Genomic DNA, 14961 nt, shown 5'->3' on the forward strand with positions numbered 1-14961 from the left:
AAGAAATCTGTGTGGACACTCACAGGTGTTGAGTTAATCGAAACTGCTTAGCCTTCGGGTTGGCAGTCAAAAATTTAAATCAATGTAACAATGAGTGTTCATAGCAATATGTACAGTTTGTTTCTGCTTCCTTTATAGGGATGTGGAAACAAAAAATCAGAATTCATTGAGCCGCTGATTGGCTTCTTATTTATAAGAAGTTGAGAAGCAAAAAACTTTAATTGAAGAGTTTGATCATGGCTCAGATTGAACGCTGGCGGCAGGCCTAACACATGCAAGTCGAGCGGCAGCGCAAGGGAGTTTACTCCTGAGGCGGCGAGCGGCGGACGGGTGAGTAATACCTAGGGATCTGCCCAGTCGAGGGGGATAACAGTTGGAAACGACTGCTAATACCGCATACGCCCTACGGGGGAAAGAAGGGGACCTTCGGGCCTTTCGCGATTGGATGAACCTAGGTGGGATTAGCTAGTTGGTGAGGTAATGGCTCACCAAGGCGACGATCCCTAGCTGTTCTGAGAGGATGATCAGCCACACTGGGACTGAGACACGGCCCAGACTCCTACGGGAGGCAGCAGTGGGGAATATTGGACAATGGGGGCAACCCTGATCCAGCCATGCCGCGTGTGTGAAGAAGGCCTTCGGGTTGTAAAGCACTTTCAGTAGGGAGGAAAGGTAGCGTGTTAATAGCGCGTTACTGTGACGTTACCTACAGAAGAAGGACCGGCTAACTCCGTGCCAGCAGCCGCGGTAATACGGAGGGTCCGAGCGTTAATCGGAATTACTGGGCGTAAAGCGTGCGCAGGCGGTTTGTTAAGCAAGATGTGAAAGCCCCGGGCTCAACCTGGGAATTGCATTTTGAACTGGCGAACTAGAGTCTTGTAGAGGGGGGTAGAATTCCAGGTGTAGCGGTGAAATGCGTAGAGATCTGGAGGAATACCGGTGGCGAAGGCGGCCCCCTGGACAAAGACTGACGCTCAGGCACGAAAGCGTGGGGAGCAAACAGGATTAGATACCCTGGTAGTCCACGCCGTAAACGATGTCTACTCGGAGTTTGGTGTCTTGAACACTGGGCTCTCAAGCTAACGCATTAAGTAGACCGCCTGGGGAGTACGGCCGCAAGGTTAAAACTCAAATGAATTGACGGGGGCCCGCACAAGCGGTGGAGCATGTGGTTTAATTCGATGCAACGCGAAGAACCTTACCTACTCTTGACATCCACAGAAGAGACCAGAGATGGACTTGTGCCTTCGGGAACTGTGAGACAGGTGCTGCATGGCTGTCGTCAGCTCGTGTTGTGAAATGTTGGGTTAAGTCCCGCAACGAGCGCAACCCCTATCCTTATTTGCCAGCACGTAATGGTGGGAACTCTAGGGAGACTGCCGGTGATAAACCGGAGGAAGGTGGGGACGACGTCAAGTCATCATGGCCCTTACGAGTAGGGCTACACACGTGCTACAATGGCGAGTACAGAGGGTTGCAAAGCCGCGAGGTGGAGCTAATCTCACAAAGCTCGTCGTAGTCCGGATTGGAGTCTGCAACTCGACTCCATGAAGTCGGAATCGCTAGTAATCGTGAATCAGAATGTCACGGTGAATACGTTCCCGGGCCTTGTACACACCGCCCGTCACACCATGGGAGTGGGCTGCAAAAGAAGTGGGTAGCTTAACCTTCGGGGGGGCGCTCACCACTTTGTGGTTCATGACTGGGGTGAAGTCGTAACAAGGTAGCCCTAGGGGAACCTGGGGCTGGATCACCTCCTTACCTATACGACTAACTTAATGTTTGTTGAGTGTTCACACAGATTGCTTGTTTAACTTCTCTTAGGAGAAGCAGAGCGAAACATCCCTCTTGCAGGTAGATGTTGTTCTTTAACAATTTGGAAAGCTGATAGTGATTAACATGATGATGTCTGTCGTTATGTTAATTACAAACCGATGTAAGTGTGGAAACACTTGCATCATGAGTTCTCAAACACTTTATTAAGTGTCTTGAATATTCAAAGTGAAGTATTTTGCTGTGGTGGCAGAGTATTTCACGTCTAAGGCGCGTCCACTTCCTGGTCGGGAGTGAGACAAGTAAAACCAAGCTGGTCGCAATGCGGCGCAGATGAGTGAAACTCATTTGGGTTGTATGGTTAAGCGACTAAGCGTATACGGTGGATGCCTTGGCAGTCAGAGGCGATGAAGGACGTAGTAACTTGCGAAAAGCGTTGGCGAGCTAGTAACAAGCATTTGAGCTAACGATGTCCGAATGGGGGAACCCAGCAGCATAAGCTGTTATCTACACATGAATACATAGTGTGTAGAGGCGAACGAGGGGAACTGAAACATCTAAGTACCCTTAGGAAAAGAAATCAACCGAGATTCCCCTAGTAGCGGCGAGCGAACGGGGATTAGCCCTTAAGTCTATGGGGTGTTAGTGGAATGAGTTGGAAAGCTCAGCGGCACAGGGTGATAGCCCCGTACATGAAAACTAACCATAGATGAAAACGAGTAAGGCGGGACACGTGACATCCTGTTTGAATATGGGGGGACCATCCTCCAAGGCTAAATACTCCTGACTGACCGATAGTGAACCAGTACCGTGAGGGAAAGGCGAAAAGAACCCCTGTGAGGGGAGTGAAATAGAACCTGAAACCGTATACGTACAAGCAGTGGGAGCGGTTCTTGAGACCGTGACTGCGTACCTTTTGTATAATGGGTCAGCGACTTACATTTTGTAGCGAGGTTAAGCGAATAGCGGAGCCGTAGGGAAACCGAGTGTTAACTGCGCGTTTAGTTGCAAGGTGTAGACCCGAAACCGAGTGATCTAGCCATGGGCAGGTTGAAGGTTGAGTAACATCAACTGGAGGACCGAACCGACTAATGTTGAAAAATTAGCGGATGACTTGTGGCTGGGGGTGAAAGGCCAATCAAACTCGGAGATATCTGGTTCTCCTCGAAAGCTATTTAGGTAGCGCCTCGAGCGAATACCACTGGGGGTAGAGCACTGTTAAGGCTAGGGGTCATCCCGACTTACCAACCCTTTGCAAACTCCGAATACCAGTGAGTACTACTCGGGAGACAGACGGCGGGTGCTAACGTCCGTCGTCAAAAGGGAAACAACCCAGACCGTCAGCTAAGGTCCCAAAGTACTAGCTAAGTGGGAAACGATGTGGGAAGGCTTAGACAGCTAGGATGTTGGCTTAGAAGCAGCCATCATTTAAAGAAAGCGTAATAGCTCACTAGTCGAGTCGGCCTGCGCGGAAGATGTAACGGGGCTAAGCTAGTCACCGAAGCTACGGGTGCGGTCCATTAGGACTGCGCGGTAGAGGAGCGTTCTGTAAGCCGTTGAAGGTGAAGGGGTAACCCACGCTGGAGGTATCAGAAGTGCGAATGCTGACATGAGTAACGATAAAGGGGGTGAAAAACCCCCTCGCCGGAAGACCAAGGGTTCCTGTCCAACGTTAATCGGGGCAGGGTGAGTCGACCCCTAAGGTGAGGCCGAAAGGCGTAATCGATGGGAAACAGATTAATATTTCTGTACTTCCGCTAACTGCGATGGAGAGACGGAGAAGGCTAGGCTAGCGCGGCGTTGGTAGTCCGCGTTTAAGGTGGTAGGTTGATTTCTTAGGCAAATCCGGGGAATCGCACTTTAGTGTGCAGACTGAGAGCTGATGACGAGGTCCTAAGGGACTGAAGTAGTTGATGCCATGCTTCCAGGAAAATCTTCTAAGCTTCAGGTTAGTGGGAATCGTACCCCAAACCGACACAGGTGGTCGGGTAGAGAATACCAAGGCGCTTGAGAGAACTCGGCTGAAGGAACTAGGCAAAATGGTACCGTAACTTCGGGAGAAGGTACGCTCCTGTTGGTGATGAGACTTGCTCTCTAAGCTGACGGGAGTCGCAGATACCAGGTGGCTGCAACTGTTTATCAAAAACACAGCACTGTGCAAACTCGCAAGAGGAAGTATACGGTGTGACGCCTGCCCGGTGCCGGAAGGTTAATTGATTGGGTTATCGCAAGAGAAGCTCATGATCGAAGCCCCGGTAAACGGCGGCCGTAACTATAACGGTCCTAAGGTAGCGAAATTCCTTGTCGGGTAAGTTCCGACCTGCACGAATGGCGTAATGATGGCCACGCTGTCTCCAGCCGAGACTCAGTGAAGTTGAAATTGCGGTGAAGATGCCGTATACCCGCGGCTAGACGGAAAGACCCCGTGAACCTTTACTATAGCTTGGCACTGAACATTGAACCTACATGTGTAGGATAGGTGGGAGACTATGAAGTTGTGACGCTAGTCATGATGGAGTCGTCCTTGAAATACCACCCTTGTAGTTTTGATGTTCTAACCGCGGCCCCTTATCGGGGTTCGGGACAGTGCCTGGTGGGTAGTTTGACTGGGGCGGTCTCCTCCCAAAGAGTAACGGAGGAGCACGAAGGTTGGCTAAGTACGGTCGGACATCGTACGGTTAGTGCAATGGCATAAGCCAGCTTAACTGCGAGACATACACGTCGAGCAGGTACGAAAGTAGGTCATAGTGATCCGGTGGTTCTGAATGGAAGGGCCATCGCTCAACGGATAAAAGGTACTCCGGGGATAACAGGCTGATACCGCCCAAGAGTTCATATCGACGGCGGTGTTTGGCACCTCGATGTCGGCTCATCACATCCTGGGGCTGAAGTCGGTCCCAAGGGTATGGCTGTTCGCCATTTAAAGTGGTACGCGAGCTGGGTTCAGAACGTCGTGAGACAGTTCGGTCCCTATCTGCCGTGGGCGTTGGATGATTGAAGGGAGCTGCTCCTAGTACGAGAGGACCGGAGTGGACGAACCGCTGGTGTTCGGGTTGTCATGCCAATGGCATTGCCCGGTAGCTACGTTCGGAATCGATAACCGCTGAAAGCATCTAAGCGGGAAGCGAGCCCTGAGATGAGTCATCCCTAGGAATTTAATTCCTCTAAAGAGCCGTTCGAGACTAGGACGTTGATAGGCATGGTGTGTAAGCGTTGTGAGGCGTTGAGCTAACATGTACTAATGACTCGAGAGGCTTAACCATACAACCCAGATGGGTTTTATATGGCCTTAGACGAATAGTGACACTTGATAAAGTTAAAGACTCAAAGCAAATCAGCTTTTCAAATTTTAATTTAAAGGTTAATTACGCAGGAAATTGTTAGGCTGACAAAGCCGTGACGAGCGAGGCGCGGAGTGTACGTTAGTACATGAGCACAGTAGCGAGGAGACAATACCGTCAGACGGACAATTAACCAGTAAGAATTTGCTTGGTGACAATAGCCTTGTGGAACCACCTGATCCCATCCCGAACTCAGCAGTGAAACGCAAACGCGCCGATGGTAGTGTGGGGTCTCCCCATGTAAGAGTAGGTCATCGCCAAGCGCCTAATTATCTCGATGAGATGTAACGAAGCCAGCTGAATAAGCTGGCTTTTTTGCGTCTGTGATTTGGTATAAACAATATTTTTGTGCATTAAAGACGCTGTCTTTGTTGCGACGTCATCGTAAGCGTCTAGCGAAGTACACCTAGCATCGATGTTCTGATTATCTAATACCATTTATATTAATTAACTGGTCAACATTGCTCATCGTCTAGAGCACAATTTGCTCACCCTTTCTTTCTTCTCAATGAAGCTATTCCATGCGATGGAGCATTGCTCAACAATATCGTCATAACCACTAATACCAATTACTTTAATTATATGATCTAATAAGTCGTCACTTTCTCACCTTACAAAGTATGAACAAGCCCAATATCCTAGCCTTAGTTAAATCAGATAACAGCAATGTGAATATGCTTATCTCTTTGGTGCAGTGTGCCCAGCGACGGGGGTAACAGAAGCGTTGGTCACGCTTTTCGTTAAAAGATGCAATGAGGCAACACTCAACGCTAATATCAGAGGCAACTCATTCGGATAGATATGCACTTGTTATCATTGATTGTGAGGTCTAGCATACGGATGATATAGCAAAAGAATTCAGTAAGTTATCGGTCCTTAAATTTCCAGCCTATTCCCCAGAGTTGAATCCGATAGAACAGGTATGGCAATGCTTGGAATAGGTTTATTCAGGCAAGGACAGGGGAAAAAGTTTGTGCATACGAGACTGGGCTAATATGGGCAAAAACTGATGCGGAATGGTATTGCTGCAGTGTTGTTGGCGTTCATTAGGGTAACAGCGGGATGACTGATAAAGCTAGAGTCTGCTGCTGATCTCTCGAAAATAAGGTTAGATTGGATCAACGGAAAGGCGTCTACGAGCGAGTAAATATTGTTACAGGGCTAAGCAGTTAGTAACAATAATGCCGTGAGGATTAAAATTAGCCCGCCACAGATGCCGATAATATAGATAAAACCCTGTTGGCCTTGTTTTAGTGTGAGTTTATTCGCTTTTAAAAATAATGCCCAAAACAGACACAAGATCAGCGGAATAAGGAATAGTCTGGTCATTTTATGCTGCTAAATAATGAGTTAGGATAATTTAGAGTCTAACAGTTTGATCTTATTTGAGTAACTTATTTTAGCAAGTAGAGAGCAGCTGTAATCTGAGATGGTTAACCAGTAGCGGTATGGATGAATAAGACTTTGATTTTAGCTTACTGACAAAGAGATTTTATTCAGTATTGGGATTATTAGTAGATTTTTATTACGGGTTAATAAAAGACCGCCGAAGCGGTCTGTTGTTATGTTGGTGAGCTGCCGACCGCTATGATTACGAATTTACAGGTGTTACGTCTTGGGTATCATTTGAATAAAATTGCGCTTCATCCAGTTCATTCTCAGACTTACCAATCACTACTGCAGTCATCATATCACCCGTTACGTTAGTTGCCGTGCGGATCATATCGATAATACGGTCAATTGCGGCGATAAAGGCAATACCTTCAAGTGGCAGACCAATTACGCCCAAAGTTACCGTTAGCATCACCATCGCACTTCCTGGCACACCAGCGGTACCTACAGAAGCTACTGTTGCCGTAACAGCAATCATGACATAGTCGAGCGTATCGAGCGGAATATTATAAATTTGCGCGATGAAGATAGCGGCAATTGCGGGGTAAATCCCCCCACAACCATCCATGTTCATCGTGGCGCCTAATGGCATAACAAAAGCGCTATAACGTTTTGATACGCCCATCGTTTCTACTGCGCGGGTGCTCGCAGGTAAAGTACCAAAACTGGAAGAGGTACTAAAAGCGACTAACTGCGCAGGCATCGCCTTACGGAAAAATTGAATTGGGCTTAAACCACCAACAAATTTTACCATGCCACCGTAAACGAAGATGATATGGATAAAGGCTGCAATGTAGATTGCACCAATAAACTTACCTAAAGGCAATAAGGTCGATAAACCGTATTCTCCTACTACCCATGCCATTAGGCCAAACACCCCGATAGGGGTCAGCTTTAATACCATACGGGTTAATTGGAACATGACTTCTGCGCCCGCTTCGATGGTACGTTTTAATGGTTCAGCTTTTTCGCCGACCTTATTAATAGCGATACCTACTAAAGCGGCAAATACGATAATTTGCAATACCTTACCTTCAGCCAATGATGCGAAAGGATTCACTGGGATCATATCCAGTAACACTTGTGCAAAGCCAGGTATATTGCGCTCACGTACCTCTGTCGCTGTGAGTTGCATCGTGCCACCCATGTCAATCATTGAGCCTACCGCTAAGCCAATCAGAGAGGCAATTGTGCCGGTTAGCATAAACATACCTAAGGTTTTAAGACTGAGGCGTTTTAAGCTAGTTTGCGAGCCGAGTGACGTAATACTGACGACAATCGCACAGAATACCAAAGGTGCGACCAACATTTTAATGGCGCCAATGAACAGATCGCCCAATGGTTTTAGTACAATTGCTGTTTCACCTAAAATTATGCCAACGAGTGCACCTAAGATAAAACCTGCTAAGACTTTTTGCCAAAACGGAATGCGGCTAATGGTTTGAAAGATCATGCATATTCCAGAAAAATAAATTAAGTGTGAGTCAATAGACCTGTAATGATAGGATCCATATTCAACGAGTTGAGCCTGTTGGTAACATGCTCTTTATCATGTGTATTGTCATGGCCTGCCATAGTTAGCCCATTGTATCGACTGAGCTAGGGTGATAACAAACTGATTTTCTTATAACTTATTGTCATAAGTGAGTTTGTTGTAAAAATATTAATTTAAAAATTTGATTAAAGTATTTTAAAAATAATCAAATGTGATTTAAAAAGACTTATTTATCATTGAGTAAAGATTATGGCTGAGTTGGGAATCATGTTTTCTGGCGCTTTTTTAGCAGCCACTTTGTTACCGGGAGGATCTGAAGTATTACTCATCGCGCTATTAAGCAATTCCCCCGAAGCATGGGGTGCGCTGGTCGTCACGGCGAGCATAGGTAACACTTTAGGCGCGATGACAAGTTTCTATATAGGCCATTTAGCTCGTCTTGCTAAAACACCCGCGGAGTTAAGCTCGGGTAAACACACTAAGGGTCTTGCCTTAATTGAGCGTTACGGCGTATGGGCACTGTTACTTTCATGGGCGCCTGTTATCGGTGATGTGCTCTGTTTACTAGCGGGTTGGTTGAAGTTACCGCTAATTCCATCGATATTGATGATGTTAATCGGTAAAACAATTCGTTACTTGATTATTGCTGCAGCCGTATTGCAATGGCTTACATGGTAACGCTATGGTGAGTTATCTGTCTTTGGCTAAGAGAATTTTTGCTATTTAAGCATAATTTGCTGTATAGATAGGAACTTAGTGCTTATTTTGCCAGTCTTAATCCTAATATTTAATCATTAAGTCGCATTTTAGATTAATACCAGACTTTCTTAGGGTTAGGCACTCTATTTTAGCCAGCGATGACTTAATACAGCATGCTAACGAGCAGGCTGTATTTTACCTATTGATGTAAGAGGGAAATGTTTTGAAAAAATGGATATTAGCGCTGGCAATTTCTGCCGCGCTCGCGGGTTGCGCATCTGAAATGACTTCTGCCAATTTACCTGCGGGCGTCACACTTATCGAAACTGTGCAATTTACTGATTCGCAAGTAGGTATCCCCTATAAAAAGTATCAATTAGCTAACGGTTTAACGGTTATTTTGCATCAAGATGATTCTGATCCATTAGTACATGTTGACGTGACCTATCATGTGGGATCTGCACGAGAATTAGCGGGCCGTTCAGGTTTTGCACATTTATTTGAACACATGATGTTTCAAGGCTCACAGCACGTTGCCGATGAGCAACATTTTGAAGTGGTGACCGAGGCCGGTGGCACTTTAAACGGCTCGACAAATACCGACAGAACCAATTATTTTGAGACAGTACCCAGCAATCAACTAGAAAAAATGTTGTGGTTAGAGTCGGACCGTATGGGATTTTTATTACCCGCATTGACGAGTGAAAAATTTGAGGTGCAGCGCGAGACGGTCAAAAACGAGCGTGCGCAACGTATTGATAACCAGCCCTATGGCCGAATGAGTGAACGTTTTAGTCAAGCTTTATACCCGGTTGGACATCCATATTCTTGGCCGGTTATCGGTTGGCCAGATGATCTTGAGCGTGCCAGCGTTGATGATGTAAAACATTTTTTCCAGCGTTGGTATGGCCCTAATAATGCCACGCTTACTATCGGTGGTGATTTTGACGAAATGCAGACCTTAGCCTGGGTTAATCAATATTTTGGTGAAATCCCCCGTGGTCCTGAAGTATCTTTAGAGCAAAAAGCGCTGGTTAACTTAGACCAGACGCGCTATATCTCCATGGAAGATCAAGTACATTTACCCTTGATTCGTATTGGTTTTCCTACCGTATATGCTAGACACTCCGATGAAGCCGCACTCGATCTACTCGCGAACATTTTAGGTGGCGGCAAGACCTCGTTGTTATACAAAAACTTAGTTAAGGATGGTTATGCGGTGCAGGCCAATGTCAGCCATCCTTGCCAAGAGCTTGCATGTCAGATGTCGATTTATGCACTCGCCAATCCTGAAAAGGGAGGTAAGTTGGCAGATCTTGAGCAGCGTATTCTTGCCTCTATTAATGAGTTTGAGCAACGCGGTGTCACTGATGCTGATCTGCAAAAAGTAAAAGTACAGTTTGAGGCAGATACCATTTTTAGCCTGCAAAGTGTTTCTGGTAAAGTCTCGACCTTAGCGTCAAACCAAATTTTGTCGGGTAATCCTAATATGATTGCCGCGGATTTGAGCCGTTATGCCAAGGTCACTAAAGACGATGTGATGCGCGTGTTCAAACAGTACATCAAAGATAAACCTATGGTGGTCATGAGTGTAGTACCGCAGGGAATGACGTCACTCATTGCCCATGCCGATAACTTTACACCGGCAACTTTACCGATTGCCCAAACGGCGGTTGAGGGAGATTTACCAACGCCTAAATTGGTTTCAAGTTTTGATCGCACTAAGATGCCCACATCTGGCGTAGCACCTATGCTCAAAGTTCCTAAAATTTGGACTGAAAAGTTAAAAAATGGCATCGAAGTGATGGGCACTCAAAGCACTGAGACGCCAACGGTCGAGTTGATTGTGTATCTCAATGGTGGCCATCGACTCGTCCCCGTAGAAAAGGCGGGCTTAGCATTATTGACCGCAGAAATGCTTAATGAGTCTAGCCAAAAACGCAGTAGTGAAGCACTCTCGCAAGCCTTAGAAATGTTGGGTAGTACGGTCGATTTCAGTGCATCTGAATACCAAAGCGTGATTAAAATATCGGCTCTGACGGCTCATTTAGATGAGACGTTGGCGATTATGGAAGAAAAGTTGTTTCAGCCCGCATTTACAGATGCAGACTTTGCGCGAGTAAAGCAGCAGCTATTACAGCAGATCCAAAGCATGCAATCTGAACCGAGTTATCTTGCTGACGCTGCGCTATCTTCCTTGCTATACGGCAAAGACAATACATTGGGCATAAGCGATATAGGAACCCTTAATTCGGTTGCTGCGCTCACGTTAGCTGATGTTAAAGCATTTTATGCTCTGCAATATCAAGGCGCCAACGCTAAAATAGTGACAGTAGCCAATTTGTCCGAAGCGGTATTACTGCCTAAGTTGGACGGGCTCAGTCAATGGCAGGGAAACGCTGCCGTTGTTCCGCCACTTAACCCTTTTCCGGCATTAAAAGGTGGCACTATTTATTTAATTGATAAACCAGGCGCTGCGCAATCGGTAATCAATATTGCTAAGCGCGCATTGCCCTATGATGCCACTGGAAATTATTTTAAATCTTACCTGATGAACTACCCGTTAGGTGGCGCATTTAACAGCCGTATCAACCTTAATTTACGTGAAAACAAAGGTTATACCTATGGCGCCCGTACCCGTTTTACGGGCGGAGCTGAAGTGGGATACTTTGTAGGAACAAGCAGTGTGCGTAGTGACGTAACAGCGAAAGCACTGGCTGAATTTGTTAAGGAAATCAGTACTTATCAGCAACAAGGTATGACAGATACTGAACTTACCTTTATGCGTAATTCTATTTCTCAAGGGCAAGCACTTGATTATGAAACGCCGTATCAAAAAGCGGGTTTTATACGGATGATCCAACGCTATCAATTGGATCAGGATTTTACTACTCAGCAGGATAAGATCATTAATACCATCACAAAAGATGAACTCAATGCTCTGGCGGCTTCCGAGCTTAACATCAATGACATGGTGATTTTGGTGGTGGGAGATAAAGCGAAAGTTGAAACGGATTTAGCTACAATGGGTTATCCAATTGAGACCCTAGTATTGTAAATGGCTATTTTGCCCTTATATAGGGTTTAGGCGAGTATGTTGTTAGTGGTGGTGGCTTGCCAACTATTCTACTGATATTTACATCGAAAAATGGTGGTAGCATTAGCTACCACCATTTATTTTAAATCACGCAAAGCGTGAATTTGGCTTGCCACATGGACAGGTTTAGATTTATTTTGAGGCGTATCTTGTAAGATAAGCCTCAAAATAAAGGTCTGACGGTTACCTTGTCGCGATAGCGAATCACCAATTAGAGAAGCGCAAATTGAAGTCATTCAATGAATTAGTACAACATTTCTCCGACGCCAACGGGCGCACAGCACTCTTAGGTATGTTACGTGGCATAGAGCGTGAGGCATTACGCATTGATGAATCGGGCTATTTAGCCCTAGATACGCACCCAGAAGTATTAGGCTCGGCGTTAATGCATTCGCGTATAACCACTGATTACAGTGAAGCTTTGCTCGAGTTTATTACTCCTGTTCATCACGATGTTGAACAACTGTTAAGTGGGTTAACTGAAACCCATGCCTTTAGCGTGCGTAATTTAAATGGTCAACGCTTATGGCCTGTGAGTATGCCTTGTTATGTGAAAGATGAGCAGCAGATCCCCGTAGCTCGTTATGGCTCATCAAATACCGGCATGATGAAAACGTTATATCGTAAAGGCTTGACCTACCGTTATGGCGCTCTGATGCAGATCATCTCAGGGGTACACTTTAATTTTTCGGTATCGCAAGAATTATGGCAACGTTTGTATGATCTTAGCGATAAGCGGTTAAGTTACGATGATTTTATTTCAGAGTCTTATTTTGGCTTGATCCGTAACTACCGTCGTTTAGTCTGGGTGTTACCGTATTTTTTTGGCGCTTCACCAGCGTTATGCAGCTCTTTTATCAAAAATCAGAAAACCGACCTTAAGTTTGAAAAGACTGGCAAGGGCACGCTATATCTGCCTTATGCCACGTCATTACGTATGAGCGATTTAGGCTACACCAATAAAGAGCAAGAAGATCTCAATATTAGCTATAACTCTTTGCCTGAGTATTTGGCAGGCATAAATGCGGCGATCAAAATGCCATCGGCAAGCTTTGCTAATATCGGCGTTAAAGTTGATGGCGAATACCGTCAACTTAATGCCAACGTATTGCAGATTGAAAATGAGTTTTACTCACCTATTCGCGCTAAGCGCGTGACACGTAGTGGTGAGAAGCCATCTGAAGCCTTAGCGCGTGCTGGGGTTGAATATATAGAAGTTAGGGCTTTGGATGTCAATCCATTTAGCCCTATAGGAATCGAGATGACGCAAGTGCGTTTTCTTGATTTATTCCTGCTGCATTGTTTATTAACAGAATCACCTAAGTCTGATGCAACTGAAGAGGCGAGGCTCGGAGCGAATCTTAAAGCTGTTGTACTTGAAGGCCGTAAACCTGGGCTCGAGTTATCAACTGCTGAGGGAACTCTGCCACTGAAAATCTGGTTGGAGCAACTGTTCGATTCATTACAAACGCTAGCGGTGTTACTCGATGGTGAAAAAACAGATTATCAAGCGACTTTAGCCCATTGGCGTAAGGCGATTGAAGATCCTGATTTAACTTTATCGGGACAAGTGCTGCAAAACGTGATCCACCAAGGACAAGATCATGGTCAGTGGGTGATGACATTGGCGCAGCAATATTATCAATACTTTGTTGATTATCCATTATCTAGTGAAACCATTGCACAATACCAAGCTGAAGCTGTTAGCTCACTAAAAAAACAAGCCGAGTTAGAAGCTGCTCAAAGTAAGGTTGCCTTTGATGATTATCTTAAAGAGTATTTTGGTATGACGTCGTGACAGCGAGTTTACGCTCTTATGTGCGTTTGAGCGTCACTGCAATTATGATTGGAGGGGGCGCCCTCTTATCGGGTTGCGCCTCTTCACCCGAAGACCCTTTGGGCTGTGGTACTGTGTCAGGTTATCTGCAACCCGATGCAAGTACGCATTGGTATCGTGTTGTGGTAACGCATTTAAATGGCCAAGCTGTGGTTTCGAAACCTAACTATCAGTTAGCGCCCGGTGAATATGAGTTTACAGTGGCAGAATTGATTGACGATCCTAACTTATCGGTTACGGTTACTGCACGGGTTCCTAAAGTATTGAAGCTTAACATCCAGAGCCATCAGCGTTATCACTTAGGAGCACTACTCCACACCGATAAGCGTTATATGGGAAAAGATACCGCTTATTGGGAGCCCGGTGTATGGCTACAAGAGCAGCACGAGTGTCAATTTGAACTGAGTCCTGAAACGAAATAGCAACATCATATCCGTTGTATTTATGTCACTCCATTCTGTTTAGGACTATTAATTCAACTTGTTATCACTGCAGATTATCTTATTACTACAATAGTTTCGCGATAGTGTTTAGGTGATCTAAGCGCTAAAAAATGTTTTTTATGCTTGCCTCAAGCTGAGTCTATGACATCATGTTGCCAGCTAACTCTATAAAGAACATGATATTAATGAATAGGCTTTCCGCTATTTTGCTGTTTTCGACGCTGGGTATTTTATCTGGTTGCGCAACATCTCCTCCTAAATCTCCTGAAAATTTGTGTGGGATATTTCAAGAACACCGTGGTTGGTATGAAGCCGCTAAAGATGCCCGCGACAAATGGGGTGTACCGGTTCATGTCCCATTAGCGATGATGTATCAAGAAAGTTCATTCAAGCATAATGCCGCACCTCCTATGCAGTACTTTTTAGGTTTTATCCCGATTGGCCGTGCCAGTGATGCCTACGGCTATGCGCAAGCAAAAACTATGACATGGGACGATTATGTGCGTGAGACGGGGAACAGTTGGTCGAGTCGCAGTAATTTTGATGATGCAATAGATTTTATGGGTTGGTTTATCAGTAAAACCAATAAAATAAATGGTATCTCTAAGTGGGATGCAAGGGCTCAGTATCTTAATTATCACGAAGGTTGGGGCGGTTATCGCCGCGGCAGTTATAAATCAAAAGCTTGGTTAGTGAAGGTCGCGAGCAAAGTGGATGCGAGATCTAAACGCTATGCCGCTCAATATAAAACCTGTCAAAAAGAGTTAGATTCATCTTGGCTATGGCGTTTATTTTTTGGTTAAGCTTGAGCGTTTGTGCCAGTGTTAACATTTTTAATCTTGAAGTTTATACCAGTCACATTAACTATCTAATCAGTTCAGAGC

7 protein-coding genes, 3 rRNA genes and 1 pseudogene are annotated in these 14961 nt (G+C 45.5%); 9 read left to right on the forward strand and 2 right to left on the reverse strand.

Annotated features, from left to right (window positions below; genetic code table 11):
- Window positions 1-218 precede the first annotated feature (218 nt).
- From C9I43_RS02280 to C9I43_RS19195, 4 genes and pseudogenes are all read left to right on the forward strand, one after another.
- Window positions 219-1761 (forward strand): 16S ribosomal RNA (locus C9I43_RS02280).
- Between the two features lie 371 nt (window positions 1762-2132).
- Window positions 2133-5036, forward strand: a 23S ribosomal RNA gene (locus C9I43_RS02285).
- A 225-nt stretch (window positions 5037-5261) separates the two neighbouring features.
- A 5S ribosomal RNA gene (gene rrf / locus C9I43_RS02290) occupies window positions 5262-5377 on the forward strand.
- The 16S, 23S and 5S rRNA genes sit together here, the layout of an rRNA operon.
- A 398-nt stretch (window positions 5378-5775) precedes the next feature.
- Window positions 5776-6049, forward strand: a pseudogene (locus C9I43_RS19195) (transposase); the annotation flags it as partial.
- A gap of 226 nt (window positions 6050-6275) precedes the next feature.
- Here C9I43_RS19195 and C9I43_RS18865 read toward each other — a convergent pair.
- Both C9I43_RS18865 and C9I43_RS02300 read right to left on the reverse strand, forming a co-directional pair.
- Window positions 6276-6443 carry a hypothetical protein gene (locus C9I43_RS18865; protein ID WP_181317840.1) on the reverse strand — a complete coding sequence of 56 codons (168 nt, stop codon included), beginning with the start codon at window positions 6441-6443 and terminating at the stop codon, window positions 6276-6278.
- A 262-nt stretch (window positions 6444-6705) separates the two neighbouring features.
- The gene (locus tag C9I43_RS02300; RefSeq protein ID WP_076497063.1) at window positions 6706-7959 is read right to left on the reverse strand and encodes a dicarboxylate/amino acid:cation symporter; all 1254 of its coding nucleotides are present in this window, start codon (window positions 7957-7959) and stop codon (window positions 6706-6708) included.
- Window positions 7960-8250: 291 nt separating this feature from the next.
- On the opposite strand from C9I43_RS02300, the gene C9I43_RS02305 reads away from it, so the two are divergent.
- The 5 genes from C9I43_RS02305 (at window position 8251) to C9I43_RS02325 (ending at window position 14880) form a co-directional block, all read left to right on the forward strand.
- Window positions 8251-8679, forward strand: a complete 429-nt coding sequence (locus C9I43_RS02305) for a YqaA family protein (protein ID WP_107881854.1) — start codon at window positions 8251-8253, stop codon at window positions 8677-8679.
- A gap of 244 nt (window positions 8680-8923) precedes the next feature.
- Window positions 8924-11758, forward strand: a complete 2835-nt coding sequence (locus C9I43_RS02310; RefSeq protein WP_107881856.1) for a M16 family metallopeptidase — start codon at window positions 8924-8926, stop codon at window positions 11756-11758.
- 265 nt (window positions 11759-12023) lie between these two features.
- Complete coding sequence (gene gshA, locus C9I43_RS02315) at window positions 12024-13595, forward strand: glutamate--cysteine ligase (protein WP_181317841.1); 1572 nt, start codon at window positions 12024-12026, stop codon at window positions 13593-13595.
- Window positions 13596-13639: 44 nt separating this feature from the next.
- Complete coding sequence (locus tag C9I43_RS02320) at window positions 13640-14056, forward strand: hypothetical protein (RefSeq protein ID WP_107884003.1); 417 nt, start codon at window positions 13640-13642, stop codon at window positions 14054-14056.
- A 206-nt stretch (window positions 14057-14262) separates the two neighbouring features.
- Window positions 14263-14880: a transglycosylase SLT domain-containing protein gene (locus C9I43_RS02325; protein ID WP_107881858.1), complete on the forward strand. Its 618-nt coding sequence runs from the start codon at window positions 14263-14265 to the stop codon at window positions 14878-14880.
- The last annotated feature ends 81 nt before the right edge of the window (window positions 14881-14961 follow it).

Source organism: Shewanella morhuae, from assembly GCF_003028295.1.
Taxonomy (GTDB): Bacteria; Pseudomonadota; Gammaproteobacteria; order Enterobacterales; family Shewanellaceae; genus Shewanella; species Shewanella morhuae.

Coding starts and splice junctions, on each gene's coding strand:
- C9I43_RS18865 (WP_181317840.1), bottom strand. CDS start 6,443: ATGACCAGACTATTCCTTATTCCGCTGATCTTGTGTCTGTTTTGGGCA.
- C9I43_RS02300 (WP_076497063.1), bottom strand. CDS start 7,959: ATGATCTTTCAAACCATTAGCCGCATTCCGTTTTGGCAAAAAGTCTTA.
- C9I43_RS02305 (WP_107881854.1), top strand. CDS start 8,251: ATGGCTGAGTTGGGAATCATGTTTTCTGGCGCTTTTTTAGCAGCCACT.
- C9I43_RS02320 (WP_107884003.1), top strand. CDS start 13,640: ATGATTGGAGGGGGCGCCCTCTTATCGGGTTGCGCCTCTTCACCCGAA.
- C9I43_RS02325 (WP_107881858.1), top strand. CDS start 14,263: ATGAATAGGCTTTCCGCTATTTTGCTGTTTTCGACGCTGGGTATTTTA.